The organism is Bacillus sp. NPDC094077, assembly GCF_050279465.1.
Lineage (GTDB): Bacteria > Bacillota > Bacilli > Bacillales > Bacillaceae_G > Bacillus_A.
On the sequence record NZ_JBNNUF010000029.1, the window covers coordinates 1 to 19520 of the forward strand.

The 19520-nt window shown below is 32.5% G+C and carries 13 protein-coding genes and 3 pseudogenes; 8 read left to right on the top strand and 8 right to left on the bottom strand.

Going from position 1 to position 19520, the window contains the following annotated elements; genetic code table 11:
- Positions 1-981 (top strand): N-acetylmuramoyl-L-alanine amidase (locus ACQKNR_RS28040; protein ID WP_427322447.1); only part of this gene is annotated, 981 nt, incomplete at its 5' end.
- 795 nt (positions 982-1776) lie between these two features.
- The gene (locus ACQKNR_RS28045) at positions 1777-4506 is read left to right on the top strand and encodes an EAL domain-containing protein (protein WP_427322449.1); all 2730 of its coding nucleotides are present in this window, start codon (positions 1777-1779) and stop codon (positions 4504-4506) included.
- 273 nt (positions 4507-4779) lie between these two features.
- Here the strand turns inward: ACQKNR_RS28045 and ACQKNR_RS28050 are convergent, their stop codons facing one another.
- Positions 4780-4905, bottom strand: a complete 126-nt coding sequence (locus ACQKNR_RS28050) for a hypothetical protein (RefSeq protein WP_427322451.1) — start codon at positions 4903-4905, stop codon at positions 4780-4782.
- A gap of 367 nt (positions 4906-5272) precedes the next feature.
- Positions 5273-5455: a hypothetical protein gene (locus tag ACQKNR_RS28055; RefSeq protein WP_427322470.1), complete on the bottom strand. Its 183-nt coding sequence runs from the start codon at positions 5453-5455 to the stop codon at positions 5273-5275.
- Positions 5456-6024: 569 nt separating this feature from the next.
- Between ACQKNR_RS28055 and ACQKNR_RS28060 the strand changes: the two genes are divergently transcribed.
- A complete protein-coding gene (locus ACQKNR_RS28060; RefSeq protein WP_427322452.1) occupies positions 6025-6555 on the top strand; it encodes a hypothetical protein in 531 nt (176 codons plus the stop codon).
- A 330-nt stretch (positions 6556-6885) separates the two neighbouring features.
- Positions 6886-8052: a hypothetical protein gene (locus ACQKNR_RS28065; RefSeq protein ID WP_427322454.1), complete on the top strand. Its 1167-nt coding sequence runs from the start codon at positions 6886-6888 to the stop codon at positions 8050-8052.
- Positions 8053-8352: 300 nt separating this feature from the next.
- Here the strand turns inward: ACQKNR_RS28065 and ACQKNR_RS28070 are convergent, their stop codons facing one another.
- Positions 8353-9354, bottom strand: a complete 1002-nt coding sequence (locus ACQKNR_RS28070; protein ID WP_427322456.1) for a helix-turn-helix domain-containing protein — start codon at positions 9352-9354, stop codon at positions 8353-8355.
- Between the two features lie 403 nt (positions 9355-9757).
- Here ACQKNR_RS28070 and ACQKNR_RS28075 point away from each other — a divergent pair, with 403 nt between their 5' ends.
- Positions 9758-10930, top strand: a complete 1173-nt coding sequence (locus ACQKNR_RS28075; RefSeq protein ID WP_427322458.1) for a tyrosine-type recombinase/integrase — start codon at positions 9758-9760, stop codon at positions 10928-10930.
- Positions 10931-11176: 246 nt separating this feature from the next.
- On the opposite strand, the pseudogene ACQKNR_RS28080 reads toward ACQKNR_RS28075, so the two are convergent.
- Positions 11177-11839: pseudogene (locus ACQKNR_RS28080) on the bottom strand (IS4 family transposase); the annotation flags it as partial.
- Here ACQKNR_RS28080 and ACQKNR_RS28085 point away from each other — a divergent pair.
- A pseudogene (locus ACQKNR_RS28085) lies at positions 11812-12591 on the top strand (epimerase); the annotation flags it as partial. The pseudogenes ACQKNR_RS28080 and ACQKNR_RS28085 sit on opposite strands and share 28 nt — an antisense overlap.
- A gap of 589 nt (positions 12592-13180) precedes the next feature.
- Here the strand turns inward: ACQKNR_RS28085 and ACQKNR_RS28090 are convergent.
- Together ACQKNR_RS28090 and ACQKNR_RS28095 are read right to left on the bottom strand one after the other, a co-directional pair.
- A complete protein-coding gene (locus ACQKNR_RS28090) occupies positions 13181-13639 on the bottom strand; it encodes an SRPBCC domain-containing protein (RefSeq protein ID WP_427322460.1) in 459 nt (152 codons plus the stop codon).
- Between the two features lie 70 nt (positions 13640-13709).
- Positions 13710-14684: a helix-turn-helix transcriptional regulator gene (locus ACQKNR_RS28095; RefSeq protein WP_427322462.1), complete on the bottom strand. Its 975-nt coding sequence runs from the start codon at positions 14682-14684 to the stop codon at positions 13710-13712.
- 547 nt (positions 14685-15231) lie between these two features.
- Between ACQKNR_RS28095 and ACQKNR_RS28100 the strand changes: the two genes are divergently transcribed.
- A complete protein-coding gene (locus tag ACQKNR_RS28100; RefSeq protein WP_427322464.1) occupies positions 15232-15618 on the top strand; it encodes a spore coat protein in 387 nt (128 codons plus the stop codon).
- Between the two features lie 275 nt (positions 15619-15893).
- On the opposite strand, the gene ACQKNR_RS28105 is transcribed toward ACQKNR_RS28100, so the two are convergent.
- Complete coding sequence (locus ACQKNR_RS28105) at positions 15894-16472, bottom strand: GNAT family N-acetyltransferase (RefSeq protein WP_427322466.1); 579 nt, start codon at positions 16470-16472, stop codon at positions 15894-15896.
- A gap of 317 nt (positions 16473-16789) precedes the next feature.
- Positions 16790-17677 (bottom strand): annotated as a pseudogene (locus ACQKNR_RS28110) (LysR family transcriptional regulator).
- Between the two features lie 120 nt (positions 17678-17797).
- Here ACQKNR_RS28110 and ACQKNR_RS28115 point away from each other — a divergent pair.
- On the top strand, positions 17798-18994 hold the full coding sequence (locus ACQKNR_RS28115; RefSeq protein WP_427322468.1) for an MFS transporter: 1197 nt from the start codon (positions 17798-17800) through the stop codon (positions 18992-18994).
- The last annotated feature ends 526 nt before the right edge of the window (positions 18995-19520 follow it).

Genomic DNA, 19520 nt, shown 5'->3' on the forward strand with positions numbered 1-19520 from the left:
ACAGATTCACAAAACCATTGGGCTACCCCTTATATTGCTGCTGCTGAAAAAGCTGGTATTGTTAAAGGTGAAGGTAATGGAATCTTCAATCCATCGGGAAAAGTAACTCGCGCTGCCATGGCTACGATGCTAGTAAATGCATATAAACTACAAAGTACAGCAAATCATAACGAACAGGTTAAATTTGAAGATTTAAAAGGGCATTGGGGAGAAAAATATGCCAATATTTTAATTGATTTAAAAATTTCTAATGGTACTGATAATGGCTGGCAACCAAATAGATTCATAACACGTGCCGAGGCCGCACAACTTACTGCAAAAACAGATATGATGCAACATCATCCAAAAAAACCATTAGAAAGCCAAACAATCATTATTGATCCCGGACATGGTGGCGAAGATCCTGGAAAAGTCACAAAGGGACTACCTGAAAGTAAGATCGTACTAGACACTTCTTTACGTCTACAACAATTACTTGAAAAGCATACACCATTTACAGTTTTACTAACTCGTCAATCTGATATTAGACCAGGATATAATCAAAAAAGTTCTTTACAGGAGCGTGTTAAATTTGCTAAGCAAAATCAGGGTGATATCTTTAAAAGTATTCATGCAAATGCTTTTAATGGTAATGCAAAAGGAACAGAAACATACTACTATAAATCTTCTGAAACCGAAAAAACAAATCCTCATGTGGAAGAAAGTCGTGTTTTAGCGGAAAAAATTCAAACACGTTTAGTAGAGGCACTTCAAACACGTGATAGAGGGGTTAAACATGGATATCTTCATGTTATAAGAGAAAACGACATGCCAGCTGTGTTAACGGAACTGGCTTTTATAGATAATAGTATCGATTACAGTAAATTATCTACGGCAAATGGCAGACAGATTGCAGCAGAAGCCATTTATGAAGGGATTTTAGATTATTATGAATGGAAAGGAAATAATGTATCTGAATATAGGATGGGACAAGCTGACTAACATCAGTAGGATTCTTGCTACCAAAGGCGAAGTCCATTTCTAGAATCTCTGACGTGCTAGATTGCGGTGTCCCATCACCATTCTCACGACAGATTATATAGGTTCGTGAGCTACGGAACTATAACTATACTGTACAGATTGTTGATACTTTCATCCTATGACTAAAGTCCGATATGGGATTTCCTGCATCACGAAATCTGTAATAAGTATAAGGGAATTTGGTAGTTCTAGGAATAAGCAATTATAAATTGTTAAAGTATAGTTTTGTTATTTAAAATGGATTTTAGTTTTATAGTGTATACTAACGCCGACTTATTAATGATTATAAATAAGTCGGTGTTTTAGTTAGCATACTTAATGAATACTATAGAAAGTTATGAACAAATAACGATAAATAGTTACTATTAGAAATTTTGTAGGTACTTTCATCCCTAAATAGTTTAGGATTTCTTGCCTTTGTTTAACATCACAAAATATAGATAGACACACACATATACATTCATTATTTTTACGTGAAATTTTAATTTGAAAATAGTTAAGCAATATGATTCAGATGGGTAATATACAATTAAATCAACTTGTTGCATAAATAGTTCGTATAACAATAATTGATAGTGTTAAGGAGATTGCCGCTCGCATTTTTTGGAAATTCCTGATATAAAATTGTTTAATATTTGTAGGTGTAATATAAGGCTACTTTATTTTGAAAGAAATCTTTTAAAATGGTCATAATATGAATAATAATTAGAAACAAATTTAATAAAAAATGAAGAAAAATTTAAGAAGGTGAGTACATTGCTCAAACATTCGCATTTTCAATTTATCTTATTAACAATAGCTCTAATATTCTATATAAGTTTTTGTTTTATATTTTTATTTATTTTTCCGAATCATTATTTTGTATCTGATTTTAATATACGACTCTCATCTTTAGTTGTTGAAACTACTGTATTTATCTCATTGCTTTACTCTTTATTATCCAGAAAAATTAACTTAGGAGTCTTCTGGGTTTGTATTATCTTTGCAATAGGGTGTTTCTTGATAGGGAATTTCATATCTGCTTTTCAAGTACTTAATGTAGAATTACCAATACAAAACTTTATTATCTCTGATGTATTTTTGTTGTTTTTCTTATTCTTCTTTCTTTTGGCGTTCTTTTATAAAATCATGATGGAATGTAACAAGTGGGAAAAAGCGTATTTACTTTGTGATTTATGTATTGTTGTTACCGCTATTTTTACATTAGAGTGGTACCTATATAATAAACCTTCTGTAAATATCTTATTCTTATCCATTGGAGATGTTTTTCTTTCATTTATTTTTCCGATTATAGATTTATTACTTCTTTTAGTAGGAGTTAGCCTAATATTTTCGCCAGCCATTTTTAATGCGAAAAGTAAATTATACATCTTTATCGTAGTATTAACTGGATTGGCTATTACGGACTACTTATATTTCTATTTACAAGATGATTTATCAAATCGTTCAGTCATATTATTAAGGTGTTTGTATAGGGTGTTCCTATTATTTATCGCCATTGCTGCTACAATTCCAAAGAATGCATCTTCTAAAAGAAATTATTTTATTATTAATCCGACATTTGGAAAGAAACTTCTTGTCATATTTCCTTATCTTGCAGTTGCAATCTTAATTGCTTTTACTCTTAAAGAGCAAACTTCCTCGGCAACACTAATTAATGGGAATTGTATTGCATTTGTATTTGTACTGATTCGTCATACTATCGTACGAATGCAAAACAGAGATTTAACCGGAACATTAAAAGTGTTTAATAATCAATTAGAACAAAAAGTATCTCAAAGAACTGCTGATTTAATAAATAAATCTAATGATTTGGTGAAAAACCAAGAAAAATTTAAGTCTTTATATGAGTATCATCCAGATCCTATTTTGACTATTGATTCAAACGGCATGGTGTTAAATATAAACCAGGCTGGAAGTATGTTATTAGGAAAAAACGGTGCTGAATTAATAGGTAAAGAGTGCTTCTCAATTTTTTTAGATGAAGATAGATCTGAATTTGAGGCAGCCCTACAGGAAGGTAAACGATGCAGTTCAGCTTCGTTACAATTACGTGTGAAAAATAATAATGAGAAGGACATTCATTTTTGGTACGTCACCATTGTTCCTATTATGATAGAAGGACAAACCTTTGGGAGCTATGTAATGGTAAAAGACATTACGAAAATGAAGCAACAACAGGCAGAGATACACTATTTAGCATTCCATGATACCGTAACGGAGATTGGGAATCGGATATTCTTCCAAAAAGAATTAGAAAAATACATTGAGCATGCACATAAAACTCAGGGTGAATTTGGCCTCTTGTATATAGATTTAAATCGTTTTAAGACCATTAATGATACACTTGGGCATCCAATTGGTGACAGTGTTTTAAAAGAAGTTGCCAAACGTTTTAGGGCATGTTTGTCACCGGATATTCCTCTAGCGAGAATTGGAGGAGATGAGTTTGCAATCATAGTCCATAGCCGCACTGAGCAACAGCTACTGGATTTGTGTGAAACTCTATTTCGTATAACTGAAGAACCATTTGTAGTAAATCAGCATAGTTTTTACTTATCTCTTAGTATAGGAATAGCGGTGTATCCATTTGGAGGAACAAATGCCACTACACTTTTACAACACGCTGATATTGCTATGTATAGTGCAAAGGAAAAAGGTAACAATGCTGTTTGTATGTATGACGAGAAATTATCTCGAAAAATAACAAGACGCTTACGATTAGAACAGGATTTACACAATGCATTAGAAAATAATGAGTTGTTTTTATTGTATCAACCACAAGTTGATAGTAAGGTGGGTAAAGTTATTGGTGCAGAAGCTTTAATACGTTGGCAACATCCTGAGTTGGGGCTGATTTCACCATTTGAATTTATACCTATCGCGGAAGAGACATCACAGATTATTTCAATTGGTAAATGGACGTTACAGGAAGCGTGTCGACAATTGAAAAAATGGCATTCTGCGGGCTATTCAGATCTAAAAATGGGAATAAATTTATCAGCTATAGAGTTTGAACAGAAAGACTTTGTTCAAACAGTTTTGTCTACTATTGAAAAAGTAGGGATACCAGCCGGTTCGATTGATTTAGAATTAACGGAGCGAATAGCAATGGTAGATGAAAAAGAAACGCTATTGAAGTTAAAAGCATTAAAATCATATGGTGTACATTTATCAATTGACGATTTTGGCACAGGATATTCTTCATTAGCATATCTTCCTTTGTATCCAATTGATACCTTAAAAATTCCAAGAGAATTTGTGAATAGAATCGGGACTTCTACTGATGGAAATGAAATTATTCATACCATTATTTCACTGGCTCATACTTTAAACATGAAAGTGATAGCAGAAGGGGTAGAGACCAAGGAACAATTAGAAGTATTACAACGAAATGCATGCTATCCAATTCAAGGCTATTACTACAGTAAACCTGTAAATGAAAATGAATTTAGCAATTTTTTAAGTACGATACAAAAGAAATAAGTGAAAAATCTGTATATGTATGAAGTGAAGTCGAAAGACGTTCTACCCATATAGAGTAGAACGTCTTTCTTATGTTTATTTTCAATAGATATGCATTTAGGTTTCAGTCTTAGAAAGTAAAATATTGGTTCTGTTGCAAAGTTTTCTAGAGTGTAGCTTCATGTAGAAAACTTTGCAACAGAACCCTAGAAATCATGTTTGTGACAAAAAGATAAGAAATACAAGAAGAAAGCTTATCATGAAGTGTTTTCTGATAAGCTTTTTGAGATTCTATTATATTTTATTGGATTTATTCCAGTTTATTCTAGCAATTAAATATTCAATACCAAACATAAGCGTAACAAGTAGAATGAGCTTGATGACGACAAGAAACCATTCCATCGGACTTTGAGTTGACACTCCCACCCCTAAAGGGGCAAGCTGACTAACGTCAGTGGGATTCTTGCTACCAAAGGCGAAGTCCATTTCTGGTATCGCTGACGTGCAAGATTGCGGTGTGCCATCACCACTCCCACAACAGACCATATAGGTTCGTGGGCTACGGTACTGTGACCATACCGTACAGATTGTTGGTTCTCAAATGTTTTTACGTCTTTTGCATGACGACTTAATACATTTTACGGAGTAGAAGAATTCGCTACCCCAACCTCATATGTATTCTGTTTTTAGAGAACAGTCGTTTTAGAGTCTTTTGCATGACTATGAATAAAGTATACCATGTTTTGCTATGCAAAAACGATGCTTTCATCCCACATCTAAAGACGGACTAAAGTCCTGCGTGGGCTTTCCCGTATCGTAAATTCTGTAAAAAGAAACCTCGTATGATGACATCTGCTAAAGCAATCAGGAAGATGAATACGCCCGATTGAGCCCAAAGGTTCATTTCGATCTTTTGAATTCGTTCATCTGGATGTGTACTGAGTGAAAACCAATTTTTTAATTTCTCCATTTCTTCCTCCCGAAATATATCATTTCAAATTGTATTTTGTACGCCGCGATATCTATGTAGAGCTTTCCGCATTGTGTTTGCTAACAGGTAAGACATGCGCTGTCAAAATAACCCTTCAATAATCTTATATTCTGTATATCAGGTTATGCTACTTGTAAATGCAATATATATTTTAAATTATATCGTATATAAATTACTTTAAAGGTGTGATATTCAGACTGAAAAGTATCTAAACTAAACTTTAAAAATCTTCTGAAAAAATATTCTCAAATTTCTGATTATATTTAACGCTATTGTTTTTAAAATGTAAAGAATGTGCTTGCATATAAAGGTTGTGATAATAAAGTGTATATCATCTCTTTGCTCGTGGTAAAGGGGAAAAGCAGAATGCACCTGGGAATTCCTTTTCTCATAATGGCTTTTTTTAATCATCCCCGCATGCAATGTGTGTAACAATCCGATTATGCCTATATAAACTATAGATTGAAAAAAATTTACAAATATATAAAAATATGAAAATTAATTATACAATGGATTCGAAACATATACTAATTAGGGAGTGGATGATTTTGAAACGAATCTTTGGTGTACTTTCTACGAGTTTATTAGCTGGTGTAATGGTATTTGGTGTATCAAACGTTGAGGTGAAAGCGGCAGAAACTACAGATAAACCATACAAAGTGGTGGAACCTGGGTTTAATGGAGAACTTACAACAATTGGATTTGATACAAAAGCAGATTTTGAAAATCACATTAAAACACACCCTGTACCAAAGAATAGCAGTATTAAGCCACTTGCAGCAATTTATTCTACTTTTTATCACGATATTAATGCAAGTGGACCAAACTTCACTGTAAACGCGAGTAGAAACCCAGTTGTGGTCACAAACTTCGCAGGTTGGAGTAACGATGCTGTATCCAGTGTGCGTACTCATTCTTATGGGGATCATACATTTATTTATGAGCATGAAAATGCGCAGGGACGTGCACTTGGACTCGCGAATACTGGTGCCGTATATAATTTGACGAATTACAGTATGGGAGACGGAGCTAGAACGTGGAATGATGAAGCATCCTCTACAATTGTAAAATCAAATTAATTGTTATACAAATAAAAAACGATGATCCTGAGTGTGTCAGGATCATCGTTTTTTTTGATTGAAGCACTGTAATAAAGTTTGATGAAATGAATTTAAAAAACCTTGCTAATAGAGCAAGTAGTATGGAAGCAAAGAAATAAAAATAAACGAACAAAACAAGCATCAGTTAATTATCCACTGTTTGACACTCCCACGGCTAAAGCCACAAGCTGACTAACGTCAGTGGGATTCTTGCTACCAAAGGCGAAGTCTATTTCTAGTATCGCTGACGTGCAAGATTTGTAAACCTAATTCAAATTAAGGATTATCATTTTAGAAAAGGAGTGTATGATGAAAAAGCTTTTAAGAGTAATTCTAATGTTATTGGTGATATTTATAGTAATTATGTTGGGAAGCATAATTTTAAATAAAACATATCATACAGAGTTTAAGTCTTTAAATGAAACAGATCAAAACATGTTAAAAGAATTATCTACTATTTATAAGAGCTTCGAGGAATCGAGTGATAAACTTTGGAATGAAGATTATCATTTCGAAAAAAAGCCATTAGTTCTGATACATAGTAATAAAGATGGGGGATTCTTTAGACAAGAAGCCTATGCAGTTAATGTAATGGGGTTGGAAAATAGTATTTTTGCAAAAGAAATAAAAGTCCCAAATTCTTTGCATCTACCTAAAGTCTATCGCTTAACTCGTTTTGATCTTAGAACTATTTCTACCTGGATGCCTTGGAACTTTGGGACAATAAATATTAACGATAGCGATGTATTTTATCTAAAATATTATCCTAAAATGTTTGGTAATCCAGATTTATATTTTGATTTTTCGTCTTTCTTATTACATGAGTCTTTTCATGCTTATAAACAAAAAGATTGGACATATGATTCAAATGGTGGAGAGTCTATTCACGAATATCCGATAAATAAAGAAAATTACGCGCTAATGGGATTAGAATTTAAGCTATTAGATAAAGCAATGATTGATACGAACCCAGAAAGTATTAATCAGTCATTATATGATTGGACAAGTGTACGTAACTATCGCTATAAAAAATGGCCACAATTAATCGGAGAAACAAAAACTGAAGCAATAGAAGGTTCAGCACGATACTTAGAGTATCGTTATAGTAAGTTAACTGGTGGAAATCTTATGGTACTTGCAAAGAAACAGAAGCCATATCATGTTACTTTTATGGAGGCGTTCAACTTCATTGCTAATGGACAGGCAGAATCTCCAAGGTTTTTAGAGTGGAATATGAGATATGAGACTGGTTCAGCTCTTGAATTAAGTATGGATAAAGCAAATATTCCATGGAAAGAAGCTATTGAAGATAGTGCGACCAAACACGGAAAGACACCCTATGAAGTATTAAATACGTACTTTAATATAAATAATACGCCCACAATTGAAAATAAAATTAAAGAAATTAAAGAAAACAATGACTATGAAACACTTTTAGAACAAGGAGAAAAACTGGTGAAAATAAATAACGAGTAACGAAAAGATAATTTGAAAAAGAATCTCCTTTAAAAGAGCTTATTGAAGGGGATTCTTTTTTATGATTTCAACATATAAAATTAATAGCGTATAAACTATACAGATAAATTATTATCCATAATAAAATTATAGTCAACTAAATGGTGGATCCTGTTCATAATAAAGGGCTTAATATATGGTATCCTTTGTTATTTTGAATAAGGTAAATAGAAATTTTAATAAGAGGAATTAGATTAAGTTAAGTAATAAAAAAAGTGTAGAAAGTTATTATTTCTACGCTTTTTTTACTTGATAACAAATTTATTGCTGTTCTAAATTTGTTATATAAGATTTTACAGCTTGTAATAAGAATTCTTCTTGTCCCATACCAGCATCCGCGGCCATTTGAACTACTTTTTGTTTAAATTCATGATCTGCATGAAAAGTTAATGGCTCTACATTACTTTTAAAGTAAATCCCTTCTACATGAGGAAGTATCGTGCCGGATTTCATATGAGAATGTAAGTATTTAATCTCTTCTTGGAATTGCAATGGGTCTACTTGTAACACAAAAGGTTTAATTTCTAATTTAATAGTATTTGGTGAAATATTTAATCGCATATTTGTGACACCAAGTTCTTTATAAAATAAGTTAATTAGATTATAAGTAATGGAATTAAATAATTGAGGCTTTTTAAATGAAAAAGATAAATACCCCCGTTTCGTAATCACCGATTGTTTCTGGAGAGGTTCAAAGGAATAATCATGTTCCTTATAAGTGGATAGAGGAAAAATTTCTTCATCCTCTGTAAGAATCTTTCCATCTGCTCCATTGATCTCTATTACCCTAGCTGCTTTTCCGGTATGTAGATGTCTTAATAATTGATATAAATATATATCTTCATCTTGAATTCTAGTGATGAATGTTTTTCGTTCCTTTGTTTTAACTTTTTCATAATCAAGCATAAAAATCTCTAGCTCTTCTTCATCGATAAGATATACTTGCTTTCCTCGTCTTTCTACCATTGTCGCAGGTAATTTTCCGGATTTGATGTATGTAAAGATAGTAGATGGTGCTACATTAAGAATTTCAGCCGCTTCTTTTGTGCCAAGGCCTTTAACCTCATCTTTATTTTTTAAGCGTTCAATATCCTCCAAATAAAAAATCTTACTACCAAATTGTTTCCAGTTATTTTTATATACACATTCTATTAATCCATCTTTTTCTTTCTTTAATATTGTTTGTACGGTTACTCCTAATAAGTCAGCCGCCTCTTTTGTCGTTACAGTAGGTTTTGTAATAAACAATAAATCTTGTGTCATGAAAGGATACCTCCTTAACTATTGTTTGTTAATTTTTAAGATATGTATATATCATATCAGAATCTTATTTACATTTAAAACTAGAAATGAATTTTATAAAAAACTAAATAATTCTTTAATAATTATAGATAGTTAAAATTGCATTTAATTATTAAATATAGTCTTATATAAGATTAAAAATAGGATTACTTTAAAATTAATTTTATCTATAATGAATAATGATATATTTACTAATAATTTATAAAAAAATATAAGTATAAGTAAATAGAGAAGAATGTAGTGTTCTTATAGAAAGAGTATGAGTTATCATTTGTGTAATTGATAAAAGTGAAATAAAATGATAAGTATAGTTAATAAAGAGAATTGTATTCATAATCTTCAATAGGAGGGGTGAATTTGAAATATGGATAATAAAAGTGGAATAGAAAATTTACCTATTATAAATAATCAAAGTGAAAATATAGATACATATTTAGAAAATATAAGAGATATTGTTCCATTCCTGCATAACAATCGTTATGTAGATAAGGTGGAAGGGAAGATGGAGGTTGCAGAAAAAGAGGGAAAGAGTAAATATACGTATTTAAGTGATCTGGAAGTCATTTATCATTTCGTACATTTACAAAAAGATATGGATGAGAAGAAGAATAGAAAAGAAGATACGAAAAAGAGTTATGTGTCTGAAATTTTGTCATTTTGTCAGTGCATGGTGCAGCATGCAGAAGAGTTCGAATTAAATGGGGAAGAGGTACAGCAAAATGACTCTTTATTGAAAACGTTACAACCTTGGCATATTCGTAAATATAATTCTTGGTTGAAGCAGGTAGAGAATGGTAGGAATGGGGATACATATGCAGTTGCAACACTTGCAAAGAAAACAGTGCTTATTCGTTCTTTTCTAAAACACCTTCATGTTTTTTCTTATATTGAAAAGCCTCTTCATGAGGAACTACAGCGAGCAAATGTAAATGAACAGGATCGACCGAATCGGGATCTTTCTTATGATGAAGTAATGAAAATTCTAGGGTTTTATAAGGAAAAAGGGCATGTAGTAAACTATACAATTTTACTAGCTCTGGCAAGTACCGGTGCAAGAATTCAAGAATTGTGTACAACAAGAGTAAAAGATTTACACTATGACGGAAAGTATTGGTTAAGAGTCAAGGGTAAAGGGGATAAAGTACGTGAACTTTTCATTTCTGAATATTTATTCCAATGTATTTGTGAAGTGAGGCGGAGAAGAGGGTTCCAAACCATATTGGATCGAGGAGATGAGAGTCCTTTATTTGTAAATCAAAGAGGGAACTTTTATAATTCAAAAACGTTATCGAACCAGGTAACGGATATGATAAAAAAGACCAATTTAGAGTTTCTTCAGTATCGTGAGAATCCAGTAACGGCGCATACATTCCGTCATGCTTTTGCGATTATGGCGGTAGAGCAAGGAAATGCAGATCTATATCATTTAATGCAAACACTGGGGCATGAGAATATCCAAACAACTAAAATTTATTTAGAGAAACATATGAAACGAAAGAATAATGTGGGTACTTCATTTGCGGATATGTTGGTGTAAACTTTTAATATAAAAACCTTATTTAATTGTGTATTTTTTATATAATTAAATTAGGGTTTTATTCGTATGAAAAATAAAAAGATTATAGTTTAGTTTATATTGATAAAGGGGTAATACCACACATCCATCAACTTAAAGTATACTTTTATACAAAATGCGGTCTGTCCATATAGTTTTTTATTATCTTTTATAGATTTTATAAAAGTAGGCATATCAAATAAACCCTGACGGGCTTCAATTTTTTTACTATGCTACCTGATGAGTAGAAGTGGTATACTCATAAACAACACCCAAAATATCAAAGACTGTCTTTTTCTCATATCGATGAGATTTTCGTCCGTTGTGCTGTAGGAGGTTAAACAGACGAAGGAGAACCTTTGATAATTCTTAGGTGTTTTTGTGTAATGCTTGGTAAAAAAGTAAAAAATAATCCTTAATTATGTACATCGCTTTATATTCACTTAGCTCTTTCTGTTTCTTACGTAACAGGAGTTCTCGCATTTTAAACATAGTAGAAGAACATAATAGAATACTAATGAGTTGCCCATAAAGGTGACATTCTAATCGTTCTTGTTTAATAGATTTACAACGATGAATTTGAAACCAAGATTTCCATATTTTAAATAACAGCTCAATTTGCCAACGCAGTGAATATAGATCATAAATTTTCTCTTTTGGTACCCATTCCGTAGGAATGTTTGTCATATATACCGTAATACCTTGTAAAAGTTTTGTACGCTCTGTATATGTAATTCCTTTTTTCTTTTCGCGAATAGCTCGATCACGTAGACGTTTCTGTTTTTGCTCCTCGGTACATCTATAAACTACAATTCGAGTAGGCAGTTTGTCTTTACTCCCTACATATACATCATGTAATTCATACACTTGGCCAGGCTGCAAAAGATGTAGATGTTATATTTCAATGTGCGAATGTTCAATATCATGAAATGGCAGATAAGCTCCTTTTACTTGGAGAAAATGTAATGAAGGCAGCAGATATTTTAGATAAGAAAATAGTTATTGTTGATGGAATATATGTTTACGGTCACCAAGTAGCTAAAGGAGATGAAAATCATCCTAAACAACCTCATACAAAAAAAGGGGAAATTAGGGTTGAATTTGAAAAATTGATATTTGATAAGAAATGGAAAAATGCAAAAGCATTAATTGTTAGATTACCGGACTATTATGGTATAACTTCGCAGAATTCTTACTTACATCCTACATTGACTGGACTTGCAGGAAATAAAATTTCTATTTTTATTGGTAATCTAAAAACACCAAGAGAATATGTCTATTTACCAGATGCGGCAAAAATGATTGTAGAAATAGCAAACAAAGATGATTCTTATGGAGAAAATTGGAACATTCCGGGTGCTGGATTGATTTCAGGAAAGGAAATAATAAAATTTGCACGTGAAATTACTGGGAATAAAAAAATGGTTATTCCATTAAATAAAAATGCAATCCGTATAAGTGGGTTGTTTAACCCAGTTATGAAAGAAGTAGTAGAAATTATGTATCTTACAGAAGAAGGATTTACTTTAAGCGGAGAAAAATATGAAAATAGAATAGGTAAAATAGTAGCTACATCTTATAAAGATGGGCTAAAAGAAACGTTAAACTTCTTAATGAAAAAATCTAAAAGAATAGAGGATTAAAATCTAGAACAAAATTAGGAGTAGAGAATAATAATTTATTTAAGATTGCTTACAAGTTATTGATTAATCAATAACAATAAAACATTAGAAAATATACCCTTTATAAGAAATATTTATACATTCAATAGGACAGCTAACGGATTCTTGTTTAGTTGCATTTTAGTCTCAATAATAACAGTTTAAACACTTAATTATAGGGCATGATTGTTGAGCATAGAAAGTAGAGGATAGTCAAACTTTTTTATGAAAATTTTATGATTAGCTAATAACAATAATCCATTTTGATTAATCAAAATGGATTATTCTCTAGCAGTTTTAAGTTATGGTTTTATAAAAAAGTTTAATCATTTTCTACCTTCGATCTTCCAAAATCGCGCCCGGTGCCCGGTGGTTGAACAAATATATATATTTTCTCATAGAGATTAGTTATATAGAAAAATTTTAGATCACGGTTAAGTTTTTCAAGTCACATTTAAGTTGTTTACTTCACAATCAGTGAGCTAGACTAAACAACATAAATCTTAAAATACAAATTTGTTAAGGAGTTGTGCTCCACTACTCCCTTTCTGTTAAATCATTTGCGACGGGCCTATGAACCTTTACCAAAGTCTAGAGTACTTCCAGTTTCTACTAAAGTCTTTGTATTATTTAAAATCATCCACCAGGCCTTGTTGCTGTCCTCATAATAGGGATCGCCTTCTTTCCACTGGTCATGAATGAGTGTCAATTTCGTGCATGAGCCAATAGGCTCTAGACTATAAGAAATTCTTGACTCAAATGCATGATCATCTTTCATATAAGACTTTCCAGGATAGTGAGTAAATCGAAGTAACTGATTCGGTTCATATTCCAATATGTTTCCGTATACATGCACCGTTTCATCTCCATCTACTCCAGGACCGACATACTCCAAGAGATCGCCCACTTGAAATGTAGATTTAATGACGGACCCATAATAAATTTGTTTTGTACCCTCAGGAGAGATCAATGCCTTCCAAACTTCCTCTGGTGTACCTGCAATATAAAATTGATACTTTAAATCCTTCATGATTTTTATGCCTCCTAAAAATTTAATTCTGTACATGTATATTATAAAAAAACTTCACTGACAAGTACGGTCAGTGAAGTGAAGTATTTTTATAATGATTGAATAATTCAAAGCTGATAGTTGCCAATCTTTCTTGTAATAAAGTTGGCTCCAGAATGGTAATAGATTTACCATAGGGGAGAAGAAAGTAAGGTACAAAGGTATGAATAGACTCTTTATCAACCTTAAAAAGAGCTTGATTGTTTTTTCGTTCTATTAAAGCATGACTAAATAACCAATGCTGACATAAATCATCAAGCGCATGTGTCTTACCTTTGATACGGACAGAAATGAGTTTTTCGAGTTGGTTTGAATCAGGTAAAAGGTCTTTTAGAAAGAAAGAACGTGCTGAAAATCCCAAGGGTCGGTCAAATTTTTTATCTGTTCTGGATAATGATTGAATACGATCGATTCGAAAACTTCGAATTTCTTTACGCAGATGACAATAAGCCACTGTGTACCACTTACCTTTCCAATAAACAAGACCATAAGGATCAATATGGCGTGATTGTGGCTCGATTTCCCCACCTTTATGATAAATAATAACTAACCTATAACTTTCAGCAACAGAAATTTCTAAATCTTGAAGAATAGATTTCAAAGACGGTTCGGCAGTAGGGTGGATGACTTCAAACCCTCTTAAATGACGATTGATATGATTCAATTGTTCCTCGTTTGTATACACTTTCAATTTAGAAATTGCTTCATCTAACGCTTCACTAAAGGGATACCCTGCATTTATTGCAAATTTTGCAGCATGAACAAGCGCTTTTTGCTCATCCAGGTTAAAAAACAAAGGTGCCTTTGTAAACTCATTCAGTAAACTATACCCACCATTATGTCCCGCATCTGAAATGATTGGTACCCCACTTGCACACAGAGCATCAATATAGCGGTACACTGTACGGATACTGATTTCTAATTCCTCTGCTAACTCCTTAGCAGTCAATTGTTTTCTCGTTTTGAGGAGCCATAGTATAGAAAGCATATTAACCATTTTAGACATATATTGGCATTCCTTTCTCTAAGATTCAAGATAAGCATTCCACAGTAAAATTTTAAACTTATTGAAAAATTTAATTGTAAATGTAAACATATGTATTACCATTTCGTTAATCACCTTACAGAGCTTACTCTAAAGAACAGTCTACATTATTATAAAACATTCTGCTTCTCTATTAATCATATTCTAATTACACAATCTGGCCCGATTACGGAACAACTCTATTGTCACTCAATAATTTCCTAATCCACCTTTTAATTCAGACGTGCTTTTCCTTTCACTATAAAAACATCCCTTTAGATAGCTATATTCAAAAGGAGCAAAGCATCATAACTTTTTTGCAAACATCGCGACTTTATTCTAAATCCACAAGAATAGCGTATTTTTTCATTTTAGGGGGGATTTTGTTGTATTAGCTTGATAGCGATGGGGCGAGACCCCTAATTTAGTAATTTACGTAGTACGTGCCGTAACCAAATCTATTAATCTAACATATTGTATAAAAGTAACTTTGAATCTATAAAAAAGTTGCTAAGGAGGAGAATATAAAATGGCATCATTTGAAATTGGAGCAAGATCTCTTTTCAATTTTCGAAACGAACGCTTTTTCTTATTAGTTGAAGATGAAATTACAATTCCAGATAAAGGTGTAGAAATTGATCCAGTTAATATCTACGAAATTGATCAGCAAACTTTCGATTTTATCAGAGATGAAGGAGATACACCTGTAATTGAACCAGTTGATACACTTCCAACTGTACCGCCTGGATTTAAATTAGAACGAAAGTGTATTTTTACAGTCGATAATTCATACTTTGCAATCTATGATTTAGAAGATGGAACTGATAACAACGTTATATTAAGAATCAGTGCAGCTTTATTTAATTCATTGAAAAATTCTGGTGTTCGTGAATGTGTACCTCAAAATTTCATTTGAGAACTTAAATTAATTAGACCTCAAATGGAATACCCTTTGAACAATTTAACTCCTCGTAGTTTTCTACAAAGGATTAAATTGTTATGTAAAAAGTTTTTTTAATTATTAGTAGTTTTTAGCGGTTTGGCAGGTACAATTGCTAGTTCAAGTTGAGCCACCTATTCTGGTTAGCTTGATGGGTATGGGGTATCATCGCTATCAAGCTAACAAAATCGAGATACCCCCAAGCTGAAAAAATGGGAGTATCTCGGTTATATATATTTGCACATAATTCCTTATTTATATACTGCTAGTTTTTGTAATAGTTGTTCTTTTATAACCGGCCATTCGATTGCGATAATACTATATACAACGGCATCTCTTATATAACCGTTTGGCAATTGTCTTTCATTTCGCAATACACCTTCTTTTACAGCACCAAGCCTTTCAATTGCGCGCTGTGCTTTTTCATTTCGTAAATCAGTTTTTATTTGCACACGTAACATTTGTAATTCTTCAAAAGCGTATTGCAATAACATATACTTACACTCAGTATTTATACTTGTACGATGTACACTTGGATGATACCATGTTTGCCCAAGTTCAACCGTTTTATTATCATTCGAAATACTGTACAAACGTGTACTACCTACAGTTTCATTTGTTTTTTGATCTACAACAACAAATGGTAAATCAGTTCCCCCTTCAAAACCTTTTATTGCTACTTGAACATACTGCTCCATATCTTGATAACTATCCATTTTAGCTATTAAATACATCCATATTTCTTTATTTCCTTCCACAATGGTAAATAAACTTGCGACATCATTTACATGCATTAATCGTAACATAGCTCTATCATTTACTATTTTCATAAACTATTCTCCTTTTGTATAGATGCCCAGTAGTTAGCATTTCATAATCATTTTTTGAACAATTCTTTAGGTTAGATATAAACTGGACAATTGTCTACAATATTAAAATCATTAAGCATTTCCTTACCTTTCTTATTACCATTTTCATATAATTATATCTATCTCAAAAGGTCCACCATATATATTTTTTCTTTGACTAGTGGGGTACCGCCCCACATAGGCATCATTTTAAAAAAAGAACTGCTCTTATATATACTATAAAGAGCAGTTCTTTTTATGTAATAACACAACTAAATGAGAATTTATGCCTTGAAATATTAGGAAATATATTCTTGAAAATGTTCGATAATAAATTCTTTAAATGTTCTTGCAGCAGGAGATAAATAGTGATTACGTGCTGTAGCTAACGCGATGGTTCGTTCACATGGATAATCAGTAATTTCTAGAAAATGTAGATGAGATTGATCGAATTCGTTTACTTTAGGTAATATAGCTATGCCTAATCCAGTGGCTACAAAGCCTAAAATTGTTGCGATTTCTTCTCCCATAAACGTAATTTTTGGATAAACTTGAAGCGTTTCGCACATTTGATCGAATATATAGCGAAGGCCGTATCCTTCCTTAAAACAAATAAATTCTTCATTCTCTAATTCTTTAAATGATATATGTTTTTTCTGAGCCAATGGATGATTTTTTGAAACAGTGAGATACAGCGGTTCTACGTTTAACCTTGTCCATTCAATTTGCTCATGTAAGATCGGCGGAGAAGTTCAGCATATGTCTGCTAATCCTTCTTTTACTTTTTCTAAAAGGTGAATGTTTGCCCCTTGATACATTTGAAATGTAACGTTTGGATAGAGCTTCTTATAGTCTGCGATAATTTCAGGGATTGGACGAGTACCTAATGTATGTAAAAAAGCAATTGAGATTTCTCCGCTTTCAGGAGAAATTTTCTCTTGGATTTCTGCTACCCCAGTATGCAATGCGTTTTGTGCTTGTTTCGCTCGTTTTAGAAACATCTCCCCGTATCTTGTTAAGCAGACGTTTTTCCCTTCTCTAATGAATAAAGGAACACGTAGTTCTCCTTCCAATTTTAAAATTGAACGGCTAAGGGCCGGTTGAGAAATTAGTCGTTCTTTTGCAGCTTTTGTGAAATGTTTGTGCTGTGCTACAGCAACGAAATTTTCAATTTGATGCCATTCCATTTATTCATCTCCTTATTATGCATTTTAGTTATCAATATGATGTGAATTATAAATTAGACACATAGATAAAGGAAGCGTAACATAAAGAGTGCAGTTTTGATAGAAAAAGGGGAGATTACAATGACTTATATCCAAAAAGGAACAAAGACATATACAAATGCTAGCATAGCATTGTTTCTTGGCGGGTTTGTTACGTTTGCTACATTATATGCAACGCAACCACTACTACCTATATTAGCAAAAGATTTTGGGATTTCCGCACCAGCAGCAAGCATAACATTATCTATTACAACAGGTATAATGGCCATAATGATGCTCATTGTAGCAACAATTTCAGATGTAATTGGTCGGAAACGGATTATGGTAGTATCGATGTTTTTAACATCTATTATCGGAGTATTGACAGCATTTAGCCCGAGTTTTACTACGCTCGTTTTGTTAAGAGGAGCACTTGGATTATGTATAGCAGGTCTACCGTCTATTGCAATGACTTATATTGGGGAAGAATTTGAGCCAAGCGGACTAGGAAAGGTTATGGGGCTGTACATTTGTGGAAATGCGATAGGGGGCATGACAGGTCGTGTTTTTATTGGAATTGTAACAGATATATCATCATGGAGAATTGCATTAGGATTGCTTGGTATTATTACAGTCATTTGTAGTATCCTATTTTGGCGTACATTACCAAATCCTCTGAATTCTAAGAAACAAACGGTTAACTTTCAATCTATGTGGAATGCTTATGCAGTACATTTCAAAAACAAACAATTAGTAGCGACTATTTTTCTAGGATTTACATTAATGGGGAGTTTTGTAACATTGTACAATTATATTGGTTTTTTATTAGAAGAGCCTCCCTATTCGTTAAGTCAAACGTTCATTGGATTTTTATTTATTGTATATCTGATGGGAACATTTAGTTCTGTATTTATGGGCAAGCAAGCAGATCTGCACGGGAGAAGCTTTACACTTATGGTTTCTATTACGATTATGATGATAGGAGCGATAGTAACACTTGTACCTAATCTTATTATAAAAATAATTGGGTTATCTATTTTTACATTTGGCTTTTTTGGAAGTCACTCTATTGCTAGTGCTTCGATTGAAAAATATGCAGAAGTGAATAAGGCGCAGGCGGCAGCATTGTATTTATTATTTTATTATCTAGGTTCAAGTTTTATTGGATCATTTAGCGGTTATTTTTGGGAGCATTTCCATTGGATTGGAATTATTTCATTGATTGTGATGTTGTTAATTGGAGGACCTTCGCTCGTTTTATTAGCTCGAGAAGAGTATCATATTCAGCATAAATCTTGACGATGTAATAGATAATCTCATCTTTTGATGAGAAATATTTGTACATAGGTGTCTTCTGTAAATGAAAGTACCTTTTGTCAACATAAAGCCAATGTATTGTGAAAACTATAAAAGCCCCTTTAGAAAATCTGAAGAAACTTTCTGATCACTCTAATAATACTAAGTTAAGCTATAATTGTGTTTGAAGGGTTCACCATACATACCCATCAAATTAAGAGTTTTATAACGCCCCGAAACAAAAAATATATATTTTTAGAACGTACTACAACTTCTGTTTGGTTACAGATTTTCCGAACGGGAAAGCCCACTACGGTGCGATAGCACCCCCTTTAGGGGTGGGGTGAGAGTGAGATCAAATGCGATGTACAGATAAAATACCGAAGGTATGTTCTGTACATCAAGTATTTGAAATGGTATAATTTTCATAATAAACAAGTAAAAGTCTCTAAAACAATCTTGTTCTCTGAAAACAGAATACATATGAAGTTGGAGTAACAAATTCCTCTACTCCGTAAAATGTATTGAG